Genomic DNA, 22251 nt, shown 5'->3' on the forward strand with positions numbered 1-22251 from the left:
GGTCCCCCTGTCGTGGGAGCGAGTCCATCGAGCGCCGGAGGTAGCCGGCGCCGAAGTCCAGGAACGGTCGGGTGGGCATGTCCGCGTCGCGGGGCACGGGCCGGACGCTGTCGTGCCCGTGGGCGTCCATGTGGGTGAGCAGCCGGGTGAAGTGCTCGCACAGCAGCCCGATCTTCAGCGTCCAGGAGCTGTTGGTGTAGCCGATCGCGTAGGCGAAGTTGGGCACGCCGGACAGCATCATGCCCTTGAACGCGACCGTCTCCGGCAGCCGCACCTCGGCCCCGTCGACGGTGAGCCGGATGCCGCCGAAGGCCTGCACGTTGAGCCCCGTGGCCGTCACGATCACGTCGGCGGGCAACTCACGCCCGGACTCCAGCAGCACCCCGGTCTCGGTGAACGTGGCGATCCGGTCGGTGACCACCTCCGCCGTCCCCGCCCGGATGGTGCGGAACAGGTCGCCGTTCGGGACGGCGCACAGCCGCTGGTCCCACGGGCCGTAGGGCGGGTTGAAGTGCTCGTCGACCGGATAGCCCTCGGGCAGCTGCTTGGTGTTGACCCAGCGGATCAGCGCCCGCGCCCGCTCCGGGTGCCGCTGGCAGAACCGCCAGATGAACTGGCTCTTGGCGATGTTCTTGCGCCGGATCAGCGGGTGCGCCCGCTCCTCCCCGAGCAGCCGGCGCAGCCGGTTGGCCAGCGCGTCCTCGGCGGGCACCGGCAGCACGTAGGTGGGCGTGCGCTGCAGCATCGTCACGTGCGCGGCGGTCTCCGCCAGCGCCGGCACCAGGGTCACCGCGGTGGCGCCGCTGCCGATGACCACGACCCGCTTCCCGGCGGTGTCCAGGGCCTCGGGCCAGTGCTGGGGGTGCACGACCGGGCCGGTGAACCGCTCACGGCCGGGGAGGTCGGGGGTGAAGCCCTGGTCGTAGCGGTAGTAGCCGCCGGCGCAGAACAGCCAGCCGCAGGTGAGCGTCGTCCGCTCGCCGGTGTCGGTGTGCAGCACCTCGACGGTCCAGCGCGCCTGCTCCGACGACCACGAGGCGGCGACGACCTCCGAGTGGAAGCGCACGAGGGCGTCGATGCCGTTCTCCGCCGCCGTCTCCCGCAGGTAGGCCAGGATCCGGTCCGCGCCGGCGATCGACTGCTCGTCGCGCCAGGGCTTGAACGCGTAGCCGAACGTGTACAGGTCGGAGTCCGACCGGACGCCGGGGTAGCGGAACAGGTCCCAGGTGCCGCCGGTGGCGCCGCGGGCCTCCAGCAGCGCGATGCTGCGCTGCGGGTGGTCGCGGCGGAGGTGGTACGCGGCGCCGATGCCGGACAGGCCGGCGCCGATGATCAGCACGTCGAGGTGCTCGACCGTGGTCGTGGTCATGATCGCTCCAGGTCGGGGGACGTCGGTACCGATGATGCGTGACCGGCACCACGTCGTGCCGCCGCTTGATGCACCCCTGTCGGACGCCGCTGGTGCACGATGCACCGGTGACCGAGGAGTGGCCCCTGCCCGCACCGGCCGTGCGTGAGCTGTTCCGCCGCGGCGCGGAGATCGCCCTGGACCCTCGCGCCGCCTGGGTGGCCGACCTGCACACCGCGGCGCTGAGCGGTGCGGGGATGCGCCCGGTCGCCGAGGACCCGGTGCTGGCCGAGGGGGCCCGGCGGGCGAACCTGGCCAACCTGCTGCACTGGGCCGCGGCCAACGTGCAGCGCCCCGGCGCGCGGGTGCCGGTGTACGTCGGCCCCGAGGTGCTCGACGGCGCCCGGGACCTGGTCCGCCGCGGGCTGGACCACATCGGCCTGGACGCCTACCGCACCGCCCAGGCCGTCGCCTGGCGGCACTGGATGCAGATCTGCTTCACGCTGACCGCCGACACCGGGGAGCTGCGCGAGCTGCTCGACGTCTCGGCCCGCTCGATCACCACCTTCGTCGACGACACCGTCGCCGCGGTCACCCAGCAGATGGCGGCCGAGCGCAGCGAGCTCACCCGCGGCGCGCACGCCGAGCGGCGGGCGACGGTGTCGCTGCTGCTGGAGGGCGCGCCGCTGCCCCGGGCCCGCGCCGAGGGACAGCTGGGCTACGGGCTCACCGGCCCGCACACCGCCGTCATCGTGTGGAGCGGGTCGGGTGACACCGGCTCCGACCAGCTGGAGGCGGCGGCCGAGGCCACGATGCGGGCGGCCGGTGCGAGCCGGCGGCTGACCGTCGTCGCCGGTGCCGCCGCGCTGTGGGTGTGGCTGCCGGTCGACCGGGCGCCGGAGGTGGCCGCGGTGGCCGCCGGCCTGGCCGGCGCCCCCGACGTCCGAGTGGCGATCGGCCGGCCGGGCAGCGACGTGGACGGCTTCCGGCGCAGCCACCTCGACGCGGCCACCACCCAGCAGATGCTCGCCCGGCTCACCTCCCGGCAGCAGGTGGCCCGGTGGTCCGACGTCCAGCTCGTCGCGCTGCTCACCGGTGACCCCACCCGGGCCGAGGAGCTCCTCACCGCCACCCTCGGCGACCTGCTGCACGCCGACGCCGCCGTCCGGGACACGGTGCTCACGTACGTGCAGGAGCTGGGCAGCGTCTCCCGGACGGCGGCGCGGCTCTACAGCCACCGCAACACCGTGCTGCGCCGGCTGGCCCGCGCCGACGAGCTGCTGCCCCGACCGCTGGCGGAGGACGCCGTCGCGGTCGCGGCGGCGCTGGAGGTGCTGCGCTGGCGGGGGACCGGCAGCTGACCGGGGGCGGGGTCGGCTGCCGGTCCACCGGTCAGAGGCCGAACCCGCCCTGACCGCGCTGGCCGCCGCCCATCATCCGCTGGGCCGCCATCGCGGCGATCCCGCCGAGGGCGGCCTTCATGACCGGGTTGCCCCCGGCTCCGCCACCGGCGCCACCGAGCAGCCCACCGAGGCCGCCGGCGCCACCACCACCGGCACCGCCGAGCAGGCCACCCAGGCCGCCACCACCGCCGGCGCCGCCGAGCAGCCCACCCAGGCCACCGCCGGCCCCGCCACCGGCGCCGCCGAGCAGACCGCCGAGGCCACCGGCCCCGCCGCCGCCCATCAGCGACCCGAGCAGCCCCGGGTCCTGCTGGTGCACGTTCCGGGTCATCGCGGCCAGCGAGTCGGGGTCGGTGGACTGCCCGTCCCAGCCGGTGTCCAGGCCGCGGCCCCGGGCGACCTCGTGCAGCTGGCCGGCGAACTGGCCGCGCTCGTCGTCGGCCATGTTCCCGAACGCGTCCCGGGCCGAGGCCTGGTAGGTGTCCGGGTCGACCTCGCCGGCCACCTCGCCGTAGCGCTGGCCGACCTCGTCGTCGGAGATGCCGTCGTACGGTGCGCCCTGCTGGTAGCGGTTCACGAAGTCGCCGTACTCCTGCTGGCGCGCGCCGCCGCCGATCAGGTCGTCGAGCAGTCCCATGGCAGTCCTTCAGGTGTCGTCGGGTGTCCCGGCCGGGACAGTCCGCAGGTGCCTACCCGGCCCGTGCGCCGGGCAGTCGCGTCCTCAGCCCACCATCGACCCCGTTGACGAGCGGGCGACAGGGGCCACGGACCGGTCTGCACCCTCGCCGCCGACGGTGCACCAGGCACGGCGGGCCAGGCGCGAGACCCGCAGCCACCTCGTGCTGGTCACCGAGGGTGCGGCCGTGCTGGGCGTGGTCACCGGCGTCCGACGTGCTGCACCAGCTCCTCGCGCAGCAGGTCTACCGACGAGGTGCGGCTGGTCGACGTCGTGGTCGACCGGACCGACCCGCGCACCTGGACGCTGACCGCCGGTCCGCTGCAGCCGCAGGCCACGGTCGGCCGCCGTCCGACGCTGGGCCGGCTGCTGCGCCTGGTCCCGGCGCCACTCGCCCGGCGCCCGGCGTGGGTCGGCCTGCTCGACACCCCGGCCCGGCTGCTCACGGGCCTGCGCACGAAGGGCCCCGCCGGCAACGGGCGCACCGCGAGTGGTACGGCGTGCAGGACCTGCACCGCCTCGCCACGGTCACCGCCAGCTGGGACGGCGAGCCGCTGGGCGCCGTCGCGTCGGTGCAGCCGCCGGTGGTCGACTGGTGGGCTTGGCTCTGTGGTCCAGGCGGGCGTGGCAGCGGAGCCAGAAAGGCCCCGCCGCCACGCATCGCCATGTCAGTAGGTGAAGGTAAAGGTGTTGGCGCTCGGATCGGCCTCACCGACACTGGACCTCTGCTCGATCAAGATGCCGCCGACGTAGACCTCGAGAGTCCACGTAGCGGGATCACCACCAGAGCAGATCCCGTACTCGTCGACCTCCACCGTGTACGCGCCTCTCGGAGCGCCAGAGGCCCAATACGCGTTCTCCACGCTCTGCCCGTTGACCGATGAACCACACACATCGTCATCACGGTCGAGGCTCCCACCCTCGGGTGAGGTCCTGTTGCCGTAGTACACGGTGAACCCGTTGGGATCCGTGACATGGAGGTCCATGTCCACGTTCTCTTGAGGGGCGGACGTCCACTGCAAGGTGACGCGAATGTCGCCTTCGCCGACGATGAGGTCCGCTCCATCGCAATCCTGGTCGATACCGTCATTCACGACCTCTTGAGCGCCGGGGTGGATCCCCGCCGCCGTGTCATTGCAGTCTGTCGACGCGGGGTACCCGTCATCGTCGCTGTCCAGGTCCACCGGCGGTTCGGTTGCTGGTGGCGGGGTGGACGCACGGGCAAGGACCTTGTTGTAGTTGATGATCGAAGGATCGCCGATCGCCAGGTCGAATGCTGGTACGACCAATTGGGCGCCTGCGCTGAATCCAGCGCTCAGCGTCCACCACGGCGAGGTCGAGATGTCCGCGTCGAAGCGCACATATCCGCGGAGATCCAGTTGGGGTCCGGCCAAGCCGTAGACGAGGAGACTGAATTGGGGCGAGACTCCTGCCTCCGCATGTGCTGTGGCAGTGACGGTGGGAGGGGTGTAAGTGAAACCGCTTCTGAGGTTGGAGGTGGGACGAGTCCCCGCCCCCTTGGTGTACTGAATCCCTGCACTCGCAGTGATCTCTTGACGGGCCCCGGTGGTGAGGGCCGCCTTTACATCGCCCCGGGCGTCCAGGTAGAGCTGCAACTGGGGCACCAGGACGACGGGAACAGGGCCCACGTTGACCGTGATCGGATTGAAACGGACCGGCTGAGCGAGCAGAGGGGTGCTTGCGAGGTTGCATTGGGCCGCGCCTTCGATGGACGCTGACAGCTCTGCGGTCTGCTTGACGGTTCCTGTGAAAGATGCGGCCGTGGTTCCTCGTCCCAGCTTCCATGCCGCAGTGAAGCGGAAGGACGGCTCGATATCAATCGAGCCGCTGATCGTGGCGCTCGCCCCCGAAGAGCAGGAGACATTCTTTCGAATTGCCTGGCTCAGCGACTTTGCAGGTCTAGAGGCGTTGGCCTGCACGTCGGCCGTTGTGAGGGAGGCGCTGACGTCCACTTGTCCCTCGGGCACCGCATCCGTCAGTCGAGCAGGGGCAGTGGTCAGTTCACTTCTGCCACCTCCGACCCCCCGAGTCGCTTTAACACGAACGAGTAGACCGGTGGGCGTGGCGGAACCGACGCCGACGGCTACGAAGTCCCCGGGACGAACAGTTGGCGCACCAGCTCCGAGGACCACTGAGGGAGCGGAGCCGGAACCGCTGACGGACTGCACCACGCTTGGCGGGATTACTCGAGTCGCTCCCGGGGCAGTCGAGGGGGGCGCGGCTAATGCGGCCGTGGATGTGAGCAGCACAGTCGCCAACCCGAGGGATGCCGCGATCGAGATGCGCTTGTAGCGCATGGACGCTCCAAAGGCGAGATGGCACGCAGCCTCCCTGGACGGGCTGGCGGCGAGCAAGTGGAAATGAGCAGGCCCTCAGATGACCTGAACCTCGGAGGGCGACCCTGACGTGTTCTCGCAGGAACGTAAAGGAGGCTCACAGGAAAAACCAGAGTCTTGGCTCCCGTACGTCACACCCCTCCCGCGTGTCGCCCAACTCACCGCCGCAAGCGGGGATCGGGCGCGTTGCCGCGTCGCCGGCGTCCGCTGCTCGATGGGCCAGGACGGCGACGACCCAGGCCCGGCGGAGCCAGTGGGCGAGCTCTCACTGACCCAGGGACAGCTGGCCGTCACCGATGAGGCCGGGCAGCTGCTGTCGTCCAATACGCAGTCCAGCGGGCCGGCAGCGCTGGGGTTCTCGCACTGCTGGGCTCCCTGGCCACCACGGCGGCGCCGCTGCTCGCCGGGGCAGCGAGCGGTTGAGCGGGCGCCGTCCGGGACACCGGGACCCGGTGACCACGCGGCTGCGCTTCGACGGCTGGATCCTCGGCACCGGGACCACGTCGGGCACCCGCGTGGTGCTCGGCCACTGGCCGCGCTCGCCGCTGGGGCCGTTCTCCGACGTGATGGTGCAGCGGCCCGACGGGCACCGGGTGCTGCTCGCGCCGACCGCCGAGGTGGCGGAGTTCGTCGGCGCCACCTACTCCTTCGACGAGGTGCGGCTGGTCGAGGTGGCCGTCGACCGGTCCGACCCGCGCGCCTGGACGCTGACCGCCGGTCCGTTGCAGCTGCGGGCCACGGTCGGCCGCCGTCCGGCGCTGGGCCGGCTGCTGCGCCTGGTCCCGGCGCCACTCGCCCGACGCCCGGCGTGGGTGGGGCTGATCGACGCCCCGGCCCGGCTGCTGACGGGCCTGCGCACGCGGGGCTCGGCCGGCAACGGGCGCACCGAGTGGTACGGCGTGCAGGACCTGCACCGCCTCGCCACGGTCACCGCCAGCTGGGACGGCGAGCCGCTGGGCGCCGTCGCGCCGGTGCAGCCGCCGGTGACCTTCGGCTTCGGGTCGGTGCCTCCGGACCCCTCGGTCGTGCGGGTGACGACGACGGTGCAGGTGCCCTGAGCGGACACCTGCACCGGAGGTCGTGCGCAGCGCCGTCCGGCCCCGGGTGCGGGGCCGGACGGCGCGGGGTCAGCGCGAGGCGAGCGTGCGGTCGACGTCCAGGTCCTCGTCCACCTGGATGACCACGTGCTCGTTGTCGTCGGGGACGCCGGCCGTGCGCCCGGCCGAGCCCGGGTAGTTGTTGTCGTTGCCGACGAGGACGTGGTGGTCGTCGAGCACGGCGATCTGCTCGATGGTCGTGAACGGGAAGGTGGCGAACCCGCCCGTCGTGCCGGCCACGCCCTGCGGGTCGGGCATGGCCATCAGGTTCACCAGCAGCCGCTTGTCGGCGTACCCGTCGCGGTCGCGGTCGCGGGTGTCGATCAGGTACACGGCCTTGAGCTGCGAGGCCGGGCCCTGGGCGTTGTCGCGCTCCAGGATCAGGAAGCGGTCCCGGTCCAGGGCCACCATGTCGCCGAGGGCGTCGCCGGCCACCTCGAACCGCACCTTCGCCTTCAGGCCGGTGTACTTCCCGCTCCGGGTGTCGAAGGAGTAGATGCGGCGGGTGGCCGGGTCGTCACCGGTCACCGCGCCCTCCAGCATCGGGAAGAGCGTGCGGCCGTCGGGGGAGAGGGCCATGCCCTCGAAGCCCTTGCTGCTGCCCAGCGTGGGCGCCGCGCCGTTCAGGTCCCACGCGTCGGGGGAGCGGACGCCGTCGGGCTGCACGGGGGCGGCGAGCACCTTCCCGGTCGCGTCGACGTGCACCAGGCTCGGGCCGAACTCCTCACCGATCCAGAACGTGCCGTCGGGCATCCGCTGGAACGACTCGGGGTCCAGGTCGGCGCCGGTGAGCCGGCGGTCGCTGCGGACCGGGGTGAAGGGCAGCTCGCGGTCGGGGTCGGACAGGCTGAAGCCGCCCTCGAGCACCGTCGTCCGCTGCGTGGTCGTGTCGATGTGCAGGCGGACGGCGCGCAGCAGGAAGTCGGCGCTGTTGGCCTTGGTGCCGTAGCCGTTGTCCTCCAGCACCAGCCAGTCGTCGCCGTCCCGCAGCAGACCGGAGAAGCCCTGGACGGGCTGGGCGGCGAAGGGGGTGGTGACGCCGTTGGCGGGGCTGGCCAGCGCGCCGGAGGGGACCTGCTCGCCGAAGGTGGCCGAGGGCAGGACCGAGCGGCCGACGAGCTCGGCCTGCTGCGTGCCGTTGCCCTGCGGGACGGCGGACAGGCCGACGGCGAGGGCCGGGACGGCGACGGCGGTCAGCAGTCCGGCGGCGGTGAGGGTGAGAGCGGTACGGCGGGACGGACGGCGCACGGAGGCACTCCAGGGACGGGCGGTGGTGCGGACGTCGCTGACCGTGTCGCGGTGAGGCAGCCGCCACCCGGCGGCCCCGTGACGTCGCTGTGAGCACCCCGTGAACGGGGCGGGTGTGCGCCGGGCGAGCACGGGGCACTGCCGGGCTGACGACGTCCCCAGGAGGCACCATGCGCGCGATGACGTACCGCGGCCCGTACAAGCTGCGGGTCGAGGAGAAGGACCGCCCCCGGATCGAGCACCCCAACGACGCGATCGTGCGCGTCACGCTGGCGGCGATCTGCGGCTCCGACCTGCACCTCTACCACGGGCTGATGCCGGACACCCGGATCGGGCACACCTTCGGCCACGAGTTCATCGGCGTCGTCGAGGAGGTCGGCTCCTCGGTGGAGAACCTGGTCGTCGGTGACCGGGTGATGGTGCCGTTCAACATCTACTGCGGGTCCTGCTTCTTCTGCGCCCGCGGACTGTTCTCCAACTGTCACAACGTGAACCCCAACGCCACCGCGGTGGGCGGCATCTACGGCTACTCGCACACCACCGGCGGCTACGACGGCGGCCAGGCGGAGTTCGTGCGGGTGCCCTTCGCCGACGTCGGCCCGGTCAGGATCCCCGACTGGATGCACGACGAGGACGCCGTCCTGCTCACCGACGCCGCCGCGACCGGCTACTTCGGTGCCCAGCTCGGGGAGATCGCCGAGGGCGACACGGTCGTCGTCCTGGGTGCCGGCCCGGTCGGGCTGATCGCCGCGCAGTCCTCCTGGCTGATGGGCGCCGGGCGGGTGATCGTGGTCGACCACCTCACCGAGCGGCTGGAGAAGGCCGCCACCATGGCCCACGCCGAGACGCTCAACTACGACGAGCACGACGACATCGTGGTCGAGCTGAAGAAGCAGACCGACTACATCGGCGCCGACGTGGTCATCGAGGCGGTGGGCGCCGAGGCCGACGGCAGCTTCCTGCAGCACGTCACCGGCACCAAGCTCAAGCTGCAGGGCGGCTCGCCGATCGCGCTCAACTGGGCGATCGACGCCGTCCGCAAGGGCGGCAACGTCGGGGTCGTGGGCGCCTACGGGCCCATCCCGAACGCGGTGAAGTTCGGCGACGCGCTCAACAAGGGCCTCACGCTGCGGATGAACCAGACACCGGTGAAGCGGCAGTGGCCGCGGATGTTCGAACACGTCCGCAACGGCCACCTCACCCCGCGGGACATGGTCACCCACCGCTTCCCCCTGGAGGACATCTCCGAGGCCTACCACGTGTTCTCGGCCAAGCTCGACGGCTGCATCAAGCCGCTGATCGTGCCCAGCGCGTCCTGAGGGAGAGACAGCCATGACCGACCCCGCGATCCCGTCCGCCTACGTCCGCGACAAGCGGACGCCCCCGCCGAGCCGGGAGGAGCTGCGCGCCCGCATCCCCGGCTGGGGTGTCGACCTCGACCCCGCTGACCGGCCGTCCTACCCGAAGGAGCAGTACCCGGCGCAGACCGGTGCCCACTGGGACTTCCCCGACCGCCAGTCCGGCGCCGAGGGGCGGGAGCGCTCGGTCGAGCACGCGTTCGTCACCCCGGTGTTCGGCACCGCCCAGCCGCTGCACGGGCTCTCCGGTGCGATCCGCCGGTTCGCCTACGAGCGCTACAGCGAGGCTCGCAACGGACACTGGCTGATCCTCATCGCCGGTGACCGGGTCGACGCCTGGGGTGCCCACCTGCGCTCCTTCGCCTCGCTGCACCCGGACAACCCGGTCACCGAGACCGGGGTGCGCACCGAGGTCACGCACGGCGGCCTCACCTCCCGGAAGGGCCGCAGCGACGCCCGCCACCAGCTGCTCGACCCGCTCCTGGTGGCCGGCCCGTGGGTGGCCGGGGCGGGTGCGGCCGTGCTCGGCACGCGGCGGCTGGTACGGGCGCTGCGGGGCTGATCGGCCCGTCCCCCCGGCGAGGCGGTCGGGGCCGTGGCGCCGGGCGGGTAGCGTTCAGCTCGACGTCGTCCGGCGTTCAGGCCCCTCCGCGACGGAGGGGGAGATCGGCGGTCCCGATGGGGTCCACCTCCGCACGACGGCACACCGGCACCTCCTCGGCTCCCGCCGGGGCCGGCTCGTCGTCCGCGGGCCGCCAGCCGGCGACCCGGCCCCGGCCGGGAGTCCAGATGCAGGGAGGTCGCTCGTGAGCACCGAAGGAACGTCCCAGGTCCCCGACAGCCCCCGCCGGCCCGACCCCCGCCTCATGCCGCGGAAGTCGGTCCTCGTCGCCCGTCCCGTCGGCGCTGAGCGGCCCGACACCGACGCCGCCCCGGCCGAGAGCCCGGTGCCCGAGTCGTGACCCGTCCCGGTCGGCCCTCGTGCTGACCGTCCCGGTGGTGCTGGTCAACGGCACCGCCGAGGTCGACCTCCCGGACGTCCTCGGACCTCCGCCGCCGGTCGTGCCCGAACCCGTCACCGACGGGTGCGGGGGCGACCGGCTGGTCGTCGTCACCCAGCCCGCGGCGACCGCACGCACCTCGGCGACGCTGCTCGCCGCGCAGCAGCTGTCGGCCGAGGCCGGCCGGTACCCGCGGTCGGTCCGCCGGCCCGGGAGCGCCGTGCGCGCCCGCCGCCGGGTCCTGCTCAGCCGGATGATCGAACAGCGCCGGGCCGACCGGGCCTGAGCCGCGCCCTGGCGGGCCGACCTGCCCTCAGGTCCGCTCGGTCGAGGTGAGCTTCCGCCAGATCCAGCTGGCCGGCACCCGCCGTCCGGTCAGGACGTACTCGTGCACCGCCTCGACCTGCAGCATGGTGGTCAGCGCCCGTTCCGCGGCCGACCAACCGGCCAGCAGCAGCTCGTCGCCGGGGGCCAGCACGAAGTCCTCGTCCGGTGCGGCGGTCGCCTCGTCCCCGCGCAGCACCAGCAGCGGGACGGCGTGCAGTGCCTTGTCGCGGTCCTCCGGGTTGCGCAGCAGGTCGCCCAGCCGCGCGCCACCGGTCTCCAGCCAGCCCTGCACCGCCGGCGCCTCGTCCGGTGTGAGCCGCACCTTCCACAGCGTCTGCAGCCGGGTGCCGCACAGCCCGACCAGTCGGCCCAGCACCTCCGCGGCCCACGCGTCGTCCTGCGAGGGCAGGTGCCGCAGGAAGCGCCACAGCAGCGGCGTGGACAGCTGGGCGTACACCTCGTGGGCGATCACCTCCGCCGGGACGAGCAGTGCGTCGAGCTCCATCGCGGTGAACAGCGGCGCGTTGGCCGCGGAGTTCTGCCGTGCGCCGACGAACAGCTCCGGGTTGATCCGCCGGGCCGCGGCCACCAGCGACAGGTTGGTCGTGTCGTTGTCGGTGCCGGCCAGGAACCCGACGGCGTGCTCGAGGTCGACGTCGCCGAGGACCGCAGGATCCGAGCCGTCGCCCACCACGAGTTCGCGGTCGGCGGCCGCGTCCGGGTCGTCGGGACCGGGGTCGATCACCGTCACCGCCAGGCCCTCGGCGCGCAGGTCCCGGGTCAGCTCCCGGCCCAGCCGCCCGTAGCCGACCACCACCCAGTGCCCGTCGCGCGGCGGGGAGCCGCGGTCGGGCAGCTCGGCCCCGGGCCCGGCCTCCAGCCAGGTCAGCAGCTGGTAGGCCGCCGGTGCCCGCAGCGCCAGCCGCAGGTGGTCACCGAAGCGGTCCAGCGGGTTGACCGTGCTGGGGTTCCCGAAGGCGCGCATCCGCTCGGCGATGACCGGGGAGGTGACCCGGGCGATCACCGGCAGGTCCGGGCGCAGCAGGGCCGCGGCCATCACCACGGCCAGGTTGGCCTCCTCGTCGTCGGTGAGGGCCACCACGGCCACGCACGAGGGGTGGTCCAGGCCCGCGACGGCCAGGTTCCCGGGGTCGCGGGCGTCCCCGGTGAGCCCCGGGACGTCGGCGGCGTAGGAGTCCAGCTCCAGGTCGTCGATCCGCTCCGGCGCGTGGTCGACGACGACGAACCGGCGACCCAGCCCGTCGATCGAGCGGCCCAGCAGCTCCCCGGTGCGGCCGTAGCCGGCGATGAGCAGAAACGGCTCACGCAGCCGGGCCACCTTGCGGGTGAAGTGCTGCCGGGCCAGTGCTGCGCGGAACGCCCGGTCGCGCAGCAGTGCCAGCAGCGAGCCGATCGCGTACGCCCAGCCGATCACGCTGAGGTAGATCGAGAAGGTCACCCACAGCCGCTGGCCGTAGGTGAAGGGGTTGGGGATCTCCCCGAAGCCGATCGTGGTCGCGGTGTAGCTGATGACGTAGAAGGCGTCGAAGAACGACATCTCGACGGGGTTGCCGTCGGCGTCCTGGCCGGGGATCAGCGTGAGCCCCAGCGTGCTCACGGCGAAGACGACGATCAGCGCGATCAGCGGGGTGCGCATCCGGCGCAGCACCAGGAAGATCGCCTCCGCCGACCGGGCGGTCGAGGAGGCGGACAGCCGCAGCGCGGCCCGGCGCCCCCGCCGCTCGTCGCGGGGGACCAGGTCGTGCCAGAGCGCACGCAGGCGGGTGGTCACGGGCGCCTCAGCCGCGGTGTGACGACGTCGTCTCCACGACCAGCAGGACGACCGAGATGATGTTGGCCACCAGCGCCCCGGCGGACAGCGAGACGATGCTGGCCGTCCAGCCCGCGGTCAGCCCGGCGGAGGAGATGTGGTCGGCGTAGACCCACATCGACGCCGCACCGATGAGCTGCAGGTCGGCGACCAGGCTGGTGGCCAGGTGCACCGCGCCGATCTGGGTGCGGTCACCGAACTTGAGCACGGTCGCGATCAGGTTGACCACCACCGCGGCGTACAGCTCGTACTGGTTGTGCAGCTCCGGGCGGCTGATGTCGCCGATGAAGAAGCCGAAGTTCAGCGTCGCGGCGAGCACGACGAAGAAGCCGAAGACCACCTTCTCCAGGTTCACGACGGGCCTCCCGATCCGGCCGGGTACTCCTGCAGCGGCACCTCGCCGGCTGCCCAGGCGGTGAGCACCGGGTCGACGACCCGCCATGCCTGTTCGGTCTCCGCGCTGCTGACCGACGTGCGGGACCCGCCGGACAGCACGTCGGCGAGCACCTGGCGGTAGGCGGTGCGCTCACCCGGTGCGTGCACCGACACGTCGGCGCCGGCGTCCACCGCGCCGTCCAGGGTCACCCACAGCCGGTCGTCGGCGACCCGCTCGGCCAGCGCCGGGTCGACCTGTGGGGCGGTGCCGCGGAACCGCAGGGCGACGCCCTTGTGGTCGCGGGCCATCGCCTTGCCGGTGCGCACCAGGAACCGGGTGCCGGCCCAGCGGGGGGTGTCGACGGCCAGCTCCAGCTCGACGTAGGTCTCGGTGCGGCGGGCCGGGTCGACCTCGGGGTCGGCGGCGTAGTCGGGCACCTGCGTGCCGTCGACCAGCGTGCCGGCCGAGTACCGGGCCCGGCGGGTGCCCCGCGGGTCGAGCACCTGGACGGCCTGCAGCGCCGTGAGCTTGGCCGCGTGCAGGTCGGCCTCGGAGTCGCTGGCCGGCTGCTCCATGACCAGCAGCGTCAGCGACTGGAGCAGGTGGTTCTGCAGCACGTCGCGGATGGCGCCGTTGCGGTCGTAGAAGCCCGACCGGCCGGCCAGCCCGAGGCTCTCCTCCCACAGCACCTCGACGGAGGAGACCGTCTCGCTGCCCCAGCCGTCGACCAGCGGGCTGCCGGGGGAGTGCAGCGCCAGCAGTGCCTGCACTCCCGGCATGCCGAGGAAGTGGTCGACCCGGTAGGCCGCCTTCTCCACACCGCCGGTGACCTTGATCAGCAGCGCGTCCAGCTCCGCGGCGCTGGCCAGGTCGGCGCCGAAGGGCTTCTCCACCGCGATCCGGCTGCCGGCGGGCAGCCCGGCCTCACCCAGCGCGGTCAGCGCCGAGGGGAACGCCGTCGGGGGCAGCGCCAGGTAGGCGGCCACCGGGCCCTCGTCGAACGCCGCTATCGCGGCGGCCACCGTCGCGGGCTCCGCGAAGTCGACCCGGCGGTAGCGCAGCCCGGCCACCAGCGCGTCGCGCACCTCGGCCGGGACGTCGGCGGCGTGCTCGGCCAGCCGGGCGGCGACGTGCTCGCGGAACGTGTCGTCGTCCCAGTCCTGGGGAGCGGCACCGACGACCTGCAGGTCCGTGGGCAGCGTGCCGGCCGCGGCGGACTCGGCGAGCGCGGGCAGCAGGTGGCGCCCGGCCATGTCGCCGGTGGCGCCGAGCAGGAGGAGGCGGGTGATCACGCGCGCTCGTCCCGCCACGAGTGCTCGGGCTCGAAGCCCAGCACGCGTCGCGCCTTGTCGATCGACAGCAGCGTCTCGTGCTCGCCCAGCGCACGGCGCACCTCGACGCCGGGGAACTCCGCGGCCAGCAGTTCGGCGTCGGGCCGGGCGCTGACCGTGTCGGCGTTGGCCACGATGAACACGTCGGCGCCGGGCGCGGTGTGCTCCAGCCCGCGGCGCACGGCCTGCGCGCCGTCCCGGGCGTCGATGTAGCCCCACAGGTTCCAGCGGCGGGCCGCGGTGTCCTCGTCGTAGCCGGGGAAGGCCGCGTAGTCCTCGGGGTACATGACGTTGCTGAACCGCAGCCCGGTCATCGACAGGTCGGGGTGCCACCGGCACAGCTGCCGGGCCATCTCCTCCTCCAGCGTCTTGACCAGGGAGTAGGTGGTGGTCGGCCGCGGGGTGTACTCCTCGTCGACCGGGACGTAGGGCGGGTCCTCGTCGAAGGGCAGGCCGAGCACCGTCTCACTCGACGCCCAGACGATGTTGCGGATGCCGGCCCGCAGGGCGGCGCTGTACACGTTGTGGGAGGCCGTCGCGTTGTTGGCGAAGATCGCCGAGTTCGGCATCAGGCCGGGTGCGGGGACGGCGGCCAGGTGCACCAGCGCGTCGACCGGGGCGTGCTCGTCGAAGCCGGCGAGGGCCTCGAACGCCTGGCCGGCGTCGGTGAGGTCGACGACCGCGGACTCGACGTCGCCGCGCGTGCTCGGCACCCGGTCCAGGGCCAGGACGTCCCAGCCGGACTCGAGCAGGTGGCTGACCACCGCCCGGCCGAGCTTCCCGCTGCTGCCGGTCACTGCTACCCGTGCCATGTGGTGCTCTCCTCGCGTCGGTGGTGCCCGGGCCACTCTTCCCGACCTGGGCCGCGCGCACACACCGGGCGGGTCACCGGCCGGGGCCCCGCCCGACCGGCGGGGCCCCGGGAGGCTCACGGCACGAGGATCGCCCGCCCGCGCACCCGGCCGCCGTCCAGGTCGTCGATGGCGGACTGGAAGTCGTCGAGGGCGTACCGAGCGGTGTGCAGCCGCACCTTCTGCTGGGCGGCCAGGGCCATCAGCTCGACCAGGTCGTTGTAGCTGCCGACCAGGTTGCCGATGATGTTGATCTCCGCCGAGATCAGGTCGATGGTCGGCACGTCGACGTTCTCGCCGTAGCCGACCACGAGGTAGTCACCGGCCCGGCGGGTCATCGCCAGGCCCTCCTTCGTCGACCCGCCCTCGCCGACGAAGTCGATGACCACCTCCGCGCCGTGCCCGCCGGTCAGTTCCCGCACCTGGTCGACGTGGGTGCCGTCGGCGACGACCGCGTGGTCGGCGCCGATCTCCAGGGCGAGCTTGACCGCGTCGGGGTTGCGGTCGATGACGATCAGCTCGGCGGGGGAGATGGCGTGCATGACCTGGATCCCGATGTGCCCGAGCCCGCCGGCGCCAATGACCACGCACCGGTCACCGGCCCGCAGCCGGGCCGCGGCCTTGGCGGCTGCGTGGTAGGCCGTGAGCCCGGCGTCGGCGAGCGCGGCGACGTCCGCCGGTTCCAGCGAGTCGTCGATCTTCACGCAGCTGCGGGCGGAGGTGAGCAGGTGCTCCGCGTAGCCGCCGTCGGTGTCGATGCCGGGGAACTGCGAGTTCTCGCAGTGCACGTCGTCCCCGGCGCGGCAGGCGCGGCACAGCCCGCAGGTGAGGAGCGGGTGCAGGATCACCTTGTCCCCGACCGCCACGTTGGTCACCGCCGAGCCGACCGCGTCGACCCAGCCGGCGTTCTCGTGACCGATCGTGTACGGCAGGGCGACCTGGGACTTCTCCGCCCACTGCCCCTCCAGGACGTGCAGGTCGGTGCGGCAGACCCCGGCCCCGCCGATCCGGACGACGACGTCGTGCGGGCCGCTGGGCACCGGCTTCGGCACGTCGGCCATCTGCAGGGGCTGGTGGTACCCGGTGACGCGGACGGCTCTCATGACAGGACCTCCAGGGGGAGCAGCGGGCGGGAGTCGATCGAGGGGCGCGGGGTCTGGTCGGCCTCGGCGCCGGGGTAGCGGGTGGTGAGCAGGCCGCGGCAGAAGTGCGCGTTGCCGTCGACGGAGATGCGCACCGAGCGGGCCCGGCGCAGCGTCGCGGTCACCGCGGCGGCCGGCGGGCGCGAGCCGTCGGGGGCCAGCAGCACCGGCGAGGCCGGGTCGACCGGCAGACCGAGCGCCGCCCGCCGGCTGAGCAGGGCCGCGGTCGTGGCGTCGGCGGGCAGGTCACCCAGGCACAGCCCGCCGACGGCGTCCTCCGCCCGGGTGAGGTCGGCCCGCAGCCACGCGGTGAGCGCCCGCTCCATCGCCGCGGTGTGCCCCTTGCGCAGGAAGGTCGCCCGCAGCTCGTCGAGGGAGTCCTCCGCCTCGTGCCCGAACGTGCCGCGGTAGCCGGCGTCAGCGGCCAGCCCGGCGTTGATCAGGTCGGAGTCGTGGTGGTCGTCGAGCTCCACCACGACCCGGCCGGCGCCGGGCAGCGCGGTCACCGCGTCCCGGGCGTCGGAGACCATCAGCCAGGCGAAGTTCGGCGCGCAGAACGACGTGGGCAGCCGCAGGTGCACCTCGACGGCGTCGTCGGACACGGTGACGGACCGGACGAAGCCGAGGTCGGTGATCGGCTCGTCGAGCTCGGGGTCGACGACGGAGCCCAGCGCGGCCCGGACGTCGTCCTCGGTGAGCGTCAGGGTCGCCGTCATCAGGCCATCGCCAGGTCGGCGCTGTCGGGCTGGCGCGGCCCGGTGGCGGTCTCGTCGGCGTCGGGCAGCTGCAGCGCCGCCGGCACCGGGATGCCGTAGAGCTTCGCGGCGTTGAGCCCGAGCACCTTCTTCTTCACCGCGGTGGTCAGCGGGCCGTACTCGGTCATGTCCTCGGGGATCTGGAAGTCCACGAACCGCTCGACCAGCCAGGTCGGCGTCCAGAGCGCGTAGTCGCTGGAGAAGAGGATGCGGTCCTCGCCGAGCCAGTAGACGAGCTCGCCCATGATCTGGGCGAAGTAGCGCGGCCGGGTGTGGATGAACGGGATCGCCACGGCCAGCCCGGCGTGCACGTTGGGCTCCTGGGTGGCGATCCAGCAGAAGTCCTCCAGCCGGGGCAGCCCGCAGTGCTCGACGATGAACTGCAGGTCGGTGAAGTCGGTGGCCACGTGGTCGACGTCGGCGACGTCGAAGGCGTCGCGGTCCAGCGGCCGGATCGTCGGGCCCTTGTGCACGTGGATGTTGGTGATGCCCAGCTCGCGGCACAGCTCGAAGTACCGGTAGGCCATCGGGTCGTTCAACTTCCAGCCGCGGGAGTCCCCGTGCCAGTCGGCGGTGTAGAGCTTCACGCCCTTCAGGCCGAACCGCTCGGCGTCCTCGCGGAGCTGGTCCAGCCCGCGCTCGCCGTCCCGCGGGTCGAACCAGTGGTTGTAGGTGAGCTTGTCGGGGTTGGCCTGGGTGAGCGCGAACGCCTCCTCGGTCTGGCCGAAGCCGCGGGCGTAGAACTCCGCCAGCCGGGCGGGCTGGAAGATCGCGTGGTCGACGATGCCGTTGCCGAACACGTCGCGCATCAGCCGCTCGCCGCCCTGGTAGAGGTACTCCTCGTAGGGCCAGACCTCCTCGGCCGGGCTGAGGTTGCGGTGGTAGTCGTAGAAGCAGTCGATGAACTGCTTGCCGTGCACGTTGAGCTGGTTCTCCGGCCGCGCGTCCCACAGTGCGATGTGGGCGTCCACGATGAAGTAGTCCTCGCCGTCCTTGCTGTACACGGGTCCTCCTCGACCAGCGCCGGCTCGTCGGGTGCGAGCTGGGTCACACCGGACGCTAGGACGACGGACCGGTCCCGCCACGGGTCGAGATGTCTCACTTTGAGACACCGGGACCGCCGACCGCAGGCCGGGACGGGGCCATGATGGACACCGACGGCGGGCCGGGCCCGCCGCGACGCAACGGCGCGTCCGGAGGTGGTCCCCGCATGACCGATCTGCCGCTGGTCCGGCCGGCGACGGGCGACCCGGTGCACACCGGCGCCCGGCCCCGCGTCCGCGCCTCCTGGGCGCGCAGCCAGCGCTACGGCGTCTCCCCGGAGGAGGTCGAGCCCGTCTTCGCCGACGCGCTGAGCACCGACTCGCTGTTCTACGAGTGCGGGGCGGAGGTGCTCGGCCGGCTGCACGGCACGCTGGCGAACGAGCCGCTGGGGCTGATGATCACCGACGCCGAGGGGCTGGTGCTGGCCCGCTGGTCCGACGACGCCGACATCAACCGCTCCCTGGACCGGGTGCACCTGTCCCCGGGCTTCTACTTCGGCGAGCGCACGGCCGGCACCAGCGGCCTGGGGCTGGCGCTGGCCGACCGGGTGCCGTCGCTGGTCCGCGCCGACGAGCACTTCGTCGCCCCGCTGCGCCGCTACACCTGCGCGGCGGTGCCGGTGCTCGACCCGCGGTCGGGCGACCTGGTCGGCAGCATCAACCTGACCACCTGGTCCGACGCCTCCTCCGACCTGCTGCTCGCCCTGGCCCAGTCCGCGGCCGGCAACACCAGCGCGCTCATGCACGTGCGGGCCGGCGGGCACCCCGAGCGACCGGCGCCGCGCGGGGAGGTGTTCCACGTCTTCGCCGACCGGCTCGGCGCCGCCGGCCCGGACCCGTGCCCCTCCCGCGCCTGGCGGGACGCGGTGGCCGCGGCCCGGGAGGCGGTGACCGCCGGCCGGCTGCTGGCCGTGGTGGGGGAGCCCGGCGTGGGGAAGTCCGCGGTCGCCACCCTCGCCCGGCACGGTGGACGGCGACGCGAGCGGGTGCTGGTCGCCCGCCCGCCGCAGGCCGCCGACGTCGAGGCGTGGCTGGCGCTGTGGGCTCCCGAGCTCACCGCGCCCGACACCTGCGTCGTGGTCTCCGGCGCCGACAGCCTGCCCGCGTGGGCCGCCGACGAGCTGGCGGCGGTGCTGGGTGCGGCCGGGTCGGGTCCGCGCTCGCCGATGGTGCTCACCGCCCCGTCGGTGGACGCCGTCCCCGCCTCGCTCGCCGGCCTGGTCGGCGCGGTGGTCGAGGTGCCCCCGCTGCGGCACCGCGGGGAGGACGTCGAGCCGCTGGCCCGGTCCTTCGCCCGGGAGCACCGGCACCGCGACCTCGGGTTCACCCCACGGGCGCTGCGGGCCCTGGCCGCCCACTCCTGGCCGGAGAACGTGCGGGAGCTGCGCGCCGTCGTCCGGGAGGCATCCGCCCGCACCGACGTGATCGACGTGCAGCACCTCCGCCCCGACGTGCTCAGCACCGGCTCGCGGTCGCTGACCCGGCTGGAGCAGCTGGAGCGCGACGAGGTCCTGCGCTGCCTGACCCGGCCGGGCACCACCGCTGTGCAGGCCGCCGCCGAGCTGGGGCTGTCCCGGGCGACGCTCTACCGGAAGATCGCCCAGTACGGCCTGCGGGTGCCCGGCCGCGACTGACGGCTCAGCCCAGCCGTGCAGACCGTCATCGACCAGTACGGCCGCCTCGACATCCCGGTCAACCGGCCTCATGCTGCTCGGCCCGAGCATCGGGGCCGACGTCGGCGAGTGGGAGCGGATGATCTCGGTGAACCACCGGGGCCTGCTCTACATCACCGACGCAGCCCCGCCGCACCTGTCGACCGCGGCGGACGACGAGCTGCGGCAGGTGGCCGACGTCGTGAACACCTCCTCCATCGCCGGTCGGCAGGCCTGAGCCGACTTCGGCGTCCACAGCACCACCGAGTTCGGGACCAACGCATCCACTGAGGCTCTCCGGCAGGAGGTCACGAGAAGGCATGCTCGTGTGGGGGTGCTGGAGCCCGGTGCGGTGAACACCGAGCTGTTCTCGCACGACAGCGAGACCGTCGAGGACGACCTGGGCAGCTCGGATGCACTCGCCGAACCGCTCGAGCCGATGGACATCGCGGAGGACATCGCCTCCATGGTGCCCCGGCGACGCCGCTCCTCCATCGCCGAGCTGTGGGCCATGCCCACGTCCCCGGCCTGAGACCCCAGCGCGCCGTGGACCCTCACAGCCACAGGGGCAGCTGTCAGGGTCTCCAGGAGCGGGAGCGCCGCCGGGTCGAGAGGCGGTGCGTCAGCTCAGTGTGTCCACGAACCGGCGCTTCGTGAGGGAGGTCCACGGGCGGGCGACGACGGACCTGGACGGGACCTCCTCCGCTGTGGTCATCCGGGCGGCAGACTGCTGGCTGCTGGACCGCGGAGGCCGTCCAGCGCGATCGCGATGGTCCGCCGCCATTGCTGCGGGCCCTGTGTGGCGCCGAGGCACTCGACGCCGCCCGACGGAGAGATCGAGATCAGCACGATGTCGCGCCAGGCGACGTCATCCCGCAACGAACCCTGCTCTTGGGCACGCTGCACGAGGCGGTCGATGGCATCGGCGAGAGCGGAGCCGGCCTCTGCCACCTGAGGTGGGAGGTCGTGCCTGGTGCCGGTACCACTGGTGAACTCCGCGAGCCCGATGTTCTTCAACTGCGCCTCGGTGTACGCGAACAGGAAGCACGACAGACCACGCCATGCGTCGGGGTCGCTGAGGGCCGCGTCGGCCCAGGCCCGGATCTCCCTCACCCCGTCGACCAGCACGTCCGCGATCAGGGCCTCTTTCGAGCCGAACCGGCGGTAGAGCGTCCCGACGCCGACCTCTGCCCGTTCGGTGATGTCGGTCGTGGACGCGTCGAGGCCGTGCTCGGCGATCGCTGCTCGGGCAGCTTCGATGAGGCGGAGCCGTTTGCGCCGCGAGTCCGCGCGTTCCCTCGGCGTCCCGTCCGTCGCGGTGTCGGTCATGCTCGGGACTGTAGTCGAACGGAGGGAGACCGTCCTTTCGGACGCTCACGCTCCGAACGGAGAGACCCTCTCCGATCGTGCTACGTTCGGGGCATGGCTCCAACACCGGCTCCGCCCCTCCTCGTCTACGGCGCCACCGGCTACACCGGTCGCCTGATCGCCGAGGAGGCCACCCGTACCGGACTGGACTTCGCCGTCGCAGGCCGCGACCCCGCCAAGGTCGACGCGCTCGCCGCACGGCTCGGCGTTCCCGGTCGCACCTTCGGGCTGGACGACTCGGCGGTCGTCCGGGCCCACCTCCGGGGTGTGCAGGTGGTGCTCAACGTCGCGGGTCCGTTCAGTCACACCGCCGCGCCGCTGATCGACGCGAGCATCGCGGAAGGCGTGCACTACCTCGACACGACCGCAGAGCTCGCGACCTACCAGCTGGCGGAGGAGCGCTCACCGGTCGCTGCGGCGGCCGGTGTGATGCTGGCGCCCGGGGTCGGCTGGGACGTCGTGCCGAGCGACGCTGTCGCCGTGCACACCGCGGCCAGGACGCCGCACCCGATCGGTGTGCGCGTCGCGCTGAAGGTGACCGGCGGGTTCTCCCGCGGCTCCGTCTCCAGTGCCGCCGGCATCACCGACCTGCTGGGACTGGTGCGCACCGACGGAGAGCTGGTGCGCACCGCCGAGCTCGTGCCGGCCGAGTTCGACCTCGGGGCGGGCCCGGAGGAGTTCGACCCGGTACCGATGGGCGATCTCGTCACCGCCTGGCGCTCTCTCGGACTCGAGGACATCGCAGTGTTCATGCGAGCGGAGGGTGCGATCCCCGAACCCGGCGAGGAGCTCGCCGAGGGTCCGACCGAGTCCGAGCGGCTCGCGGGCAGGTACTGGGCGTTCGCCGAGGTCACCGACGAGAGCGGCAGCGTCGTCCGCTCGGTCATCGAGACGCCGACCGGCTACACGTACACCGCGCTGTCCGCCGTCGAGGCCGCTCGTCGCGTGCTCGGCGGAGAACACCCGGCCGGCTTCCAGACCCCGTCGTCGGCGTTCGGGCCCGACTTCGCCACCAGCATCGCCGACAGCCGCATCACCGATCTGTGATCCAGCTCCCCACACCCGACCACCAGGACCTGAGGACGAA

The 22251-nt window shown here is 72.9% G+C and carries 22 protein-coding genes; 10 read left to right on the forward strand and 12 right to left on the reverse strand.

The window, feature by feature from the left end:
* A partial coding sequence (locus tag GCU67_RS03140) for a flavin-containing monooxygenase (protein WP_163609640.1) occupies positions 1-1369 on the reverse strand: 1369 nt, incomplete at its 3' end.
* 107 nt (positions 1370-1476) lie between these two features.
* Here GCU67_RS03140 and GCU67_RS03145 point away from each other — a divergent pair.
* Entirely contained in the window at positions 1477-2709 is a 1233-nt protein-coding gene (locus GCU67_RS03145) for a PucR family transcriptional regulator (RefSeq protein WP_338104733.1), read from the forward strand.
* Between the two features lie 31 nt (positions 2710-2740).
* Here the strand turns inward: GCU67_RS03145 and GCU67_RS03150 are convergent, their stop codons facing one another.
* Together GCU67_RS03150 and GCU67_RS03155 are read right to left on the reverse strand one after the other, a co-directional pair.
* The gene (locus GCU67_RS03150; protein WP_163609639.1) at positions 2741-3388 is read right to left on the reverse strand and encodes a hypothetical protein; all 648 of its coding nucleotides are present in this window, start codon (positions 3386-3388) and stop codon (positions 2741-2743) included.
* A gap of 707 nt (positions 3389-4095) precedes the next feature.
* Entirely contained in the window at positions 4096-5400 is a 1305-nt protein-coding gene (locus GCU67_RS03155) for a MopE-related protein (RefSeq protein ID WP_163609641.1), read from the reverse strand.
* An 836-nt stretch (positions 5401-6236) separates the two neighbouring features.
* Between GCU67_RS03155 and GCU67_RS03160 the strand changes: the two genes are divergently transcribed.
* Positions 6237-6842 carry a hypothetical protein gene (locus tag GCU67_RS03160; RefSeq protein ID WP_163609642.1) on the forward strand — a complete coding sequence of 202 codons (606 nt, stop codon included), beginning with the start codon at positions 6237-6239 and terminating at the stop codon, positions 6840-6842.
* Positions 6843-6911: 69 nt separating this feature from the next.
* Here the strand turns inward: GCU67_RS03160 and GCU67_RS03165 are convergent, their stop codons facing one another.
* Positions 6912-8129, reverse strand: coding sequence for an esterase-like activity of phytase family protein (locus tag GCU67_RS03165; protein ID WP_211660689.1), 1218 nt, complete (start codon positions 8127-8129; stop codon positions 6912-6914).
* Between the two features lie 170 nt (positions 8130-8299).
* Here GCU67_RS03165 and GCU67_RS03170 point away from each other — a divergent pair, with 170 nt between their 5' ends.
* From GCU67_RS03170 to GCU67_RS03185, 4 genes are all read left to right on the forward strand, one after another.
* Entirely contained in the window at positions 8300-9448 is a 1149-nt protein-coding gene (locus tag GCU67_RS03170; RefSeq protein WP_163609643.1) for a zinc-dependent alcohol dehydrogenase, read from the forward strand.
* Between the two features lie 13 nt (positions 9449-9461).
* Positions 9462-10049, forward strand: coding sequence for a hypothetical protein (locus tag GCU67_RS03175; protein WP_163609644.1), 588 nt, complete (start codon positions 9462-9464; stop codon positions 10047-10049).
* Positions 10050-10293: 244 nt separating this feature from the next.
* Positions 10294-10449 (forward strand): hypothetical protein, encoded by a 156-nt coding sequence (locus GCU67_RS03180; RefSeq protein ID WP_163609645.1) that lies wholly within the window; start codon positions 10294-10296, stop codon positions 10447-10449.
* A gap of 19 nt (positions 10450-10468) precedes the next feature.
* The gene (locus tag GCU67_RS03185; protein ID WP_163609646.1) at positions 10469-10774 is read left to right on the forward strand and encodes a hypothetical protein; all 306 of its coding nucleotides are present in this window, start codon (positions 10469-10471) and stop codon (positions 10772-10774) included.
* A 27-nt stretch (positions 10775-10801) separates the two neighbouring features.
* Here GCU67_RS03185 and GCU67_RS03190 read toward each other — a convergent pair whose 3' ends face one another.
* From GCU67_RS03190 to GCU67_RS03220, 7 genes are all read right to left on the reverse strand, one after another.
* Entirely contained in the window at positions 10802-12607 is a 1806-nt protein-coding gene (locus GCU67_RS03190) for a potassium channel family protein (protein ID WP_338104734.1), read from the reverse strand.
* Between the two features lie 7 nt (positions 12608-12614).
* Complete coding sequence (locus GCU67_RS03195; RefSeq protein WP_163609647.1) at positions 12615-13001, reverse strand: DUF6394 family protein; 387 nt, start codon at positions 12999-13001, stop codon at positions 12615-12617.
* Positions 12998-14314 (reverse strand): glucose-6-phosphate dehydrogenase, encoded by a 1317-nt coding sequence (locus GCU67_RS03200; RefSeq protein ID WP_163609648.1) that lies wholly within the window; start codon positions 14312-14314, stop codon positions 12998-13000. The genes GCU67_RS03195 and GCU67_RS03200 overlap by 4 nt, the downstream gene beginning before the upstream one ends.
* Entirely contained in the window at positions 14311-15165 is an 855-nt protein-coding gene (locus GCU67_RS03205) for an NAD-dependent epimerase/dehydratase family protein (protein WP_163609649.1), read from the reverse strand. The genes GCU67_RS03200 and GCU67_RS03205 overlap by 4 nt, the downstream gene beginning before the upstream one ends.
* A gap of 116 nt (positions 15166-15281) precedes the next feature.
* Entirely contained in the window at positions 15282-16307 is a 1026-nt protein-coding gene (locus GCU67_RS03210; protein ID WP_163609650.1) for an NAD(P)-dependent alcohol dehydrogenase, read from the reverse strand.
* Complete coding sequence (locus tag GCU67_RS03215; protein ID WP_163609651.1) at positions 16304-17062, reverse strand: metal-sulfur cluster assembly factor; 759 nt, start codon at positions 17060-17062, stop codon at positions 16304-16306. The genes GCU67_RS03210 and GCU67_RS03215 overlap by 4 nt, the downstream gene beginning before the upstream one ends.
* Positions 17062-18105, reverse strand: coding sequence for an amidohydrolase family protein (locus tag GCU67_RS03220; RefSeq protein WP_163609652.1), 1044 nt, complete (start codon positions 18103-18105; stop codon positions 17062-17064). The genes GCU67_RS03215 and GCU67_RS03220 overlap by 1 nt, the downstream gene beginning before the upstream one ends.
* Positions 18106-18311: 206 nt before the next feature.
* On the opposite strand from GCU67_RS03220, the gene GCU67_RS03225 reads away from it, so the two are divergent.
* The 3 genes from GCU67_RS03225 (at position 18312) to GCU67_RS03235 (ending at position 20328) form a co-directional block, all read left to right on the forward strand.
* Positions 18312-19778 carry an AAA-type ATPase lid domain-containing protein gene (locus GCU67_RS03225; RefSeq protein ID WP_163609653.1) on the forward strand — a complete coding sequence of 489 codons (1467 nt, stop codon included), beginning with the start codon at positions 18312-18314 and terminating at the stop codon, positions 19776-19778.
* Between the two features lie 70 nt (positions 19779-19848).
* Positions 19849-20034 (forward strand): Rossmann-fold NAD(P)-binding domain-containing protein, encoded by a 186-nt coding sequence (locus GCU67_RS03230; RefSeq protein WP_163609654.1) that lies wholly within the window; start codon positions 19849-19851, stop codon positions 20032-20034.
* 96 nt (positions 20035-20130) lie between these two features.
* On the forward strand, positions 20131-20328 hold the full coding sequence (locus GCU67_RS03235) for an SDR family oxidoreductase (RefSeq protein ID WP_163609655.1): 198 nt from the start codon (positions 20131-20133) through the stop codon (positions 20326-20328).
* Positions 20329-20507: 179 nt separating this feature from the next.
* On the opposite strand, the gene GCU67_RS03240 is transcribed toward GCU67_RS03235, so the two are convergent.
* On the reverse strand, positions 20508-21125 hold the full coding sequence (locus GCU67_RS03240; RefSeq protein WP_163609656.1) for a TetR/AcrR family transcriptional regulator: 618 nt from the start codon (positions 21123-21125) through the stop codon (positions 20508-20510).
* 93 nt (positions 21126-21218) lie between these two features.
* Between GCU67_RS03240 and GCU67_RS03245 the strand changes: the two genes are divergently transcribed.
* Complete coding sequence (locus tag GCU67_RS03245; RefSeq protein ID WP_163609657.1) at positions 21219-22211, forward strand: saccharopine dehydrogenase family protein; 993 nt, start codon at positions 21219-21221, stop codon at positions 22209-22211.
* The last annotated feature ends 40 nt before the right edge of the window (positions 22212-22251 follow it).

The sequence above is a fragment of the Modestobacter muralis genome, assembly GCF_010682105.1.
GTDB classification, from domain to species: Bacteria; Actinomycetota; Actinomycetes; order Mycobacteriales; family Geodermatophilaceae; genus Modestobacter; species Modestobacter muralis.

What these genes read in the sequence shown, in the direction of transcription:
- GCU67_RS03225 (WP_163609653.1), top strand. Translation starts at nt 18,312, where the DNA reads ATGACCGATCTGCCGCTGGTCCGGCCGGCGACGGGCGACCCGGTGCAC.
- GCU67_RS03205 (WP_163609649.1), bottom strand. Translation starts at nt 15,165, where the DNA reads ATGGCACGGGTAGCAGTGACCGGCAGCAGCGGGAAGCTCGGCCGGGCG.
- GCU67_RS03230 (WP_163609654.1), top strand. Translation starts at nt 19,849, where the DNA reads ATGCTGCTCGGCCCGAGCATCGGGGCCGACGTCGGCGAGTGGGAGCGG.
- GCU67_RS03240 (WP_163609656.1), bottom strand. Translation starts at nt 21,125, where the DNA reads ATGACCGACACCGCGACGGACGGGACGCCGAGGGAACGCGCGGACTCG.
- GCU67_RS03245 (WP_163609657.1), top strand. Translation starts at nt 21,219, where the DNA reads ATGGCTCCAACACCGGCTCCGCCCCTCCTCGTCTACGGCGCCACCGGC.
- GCU67_RS03150 (WP_163609639.1), bottom strand. Translation starts at nt 3,388, where the DNA reads ATGGGACTGCTCGACGACCTGATCGGCGGCGGCGCGCGCCAGCAGGAG.
- GCU67_RS03175 (WP_163609644.1), top strand. Translation starts at nt 9,462, where the DNA reads ATGACCGACCCCGCGATCCCGTCCGCCTACGTCCGCGACAAGCGGACG.
- GCU67_RS03215 (WP_163609651.1), bottom strand. Translation starts at nt 17,062, where the DNA reads ATGACGGCGACCCTGACGCTCACCGAGGACGACGTCCGGGCCGCGCTG.
- GCU67_RS03170 (WP_163609643.1), top strand. Translation starts at nt 8,300, where the DNA reads ATGCGCGCGATGACGTACCGCGGCCCGTACAAGCTGCGGGTCGAGGAG.
- GCU67_RS03210 (WP_163609650.1), bottom strand. Translation starts at nt 16,307, where the DNA reads ATGAGAGCCGTCCGCGTCACCGGGTACCACCAGCCCCTGCAGATGGCC.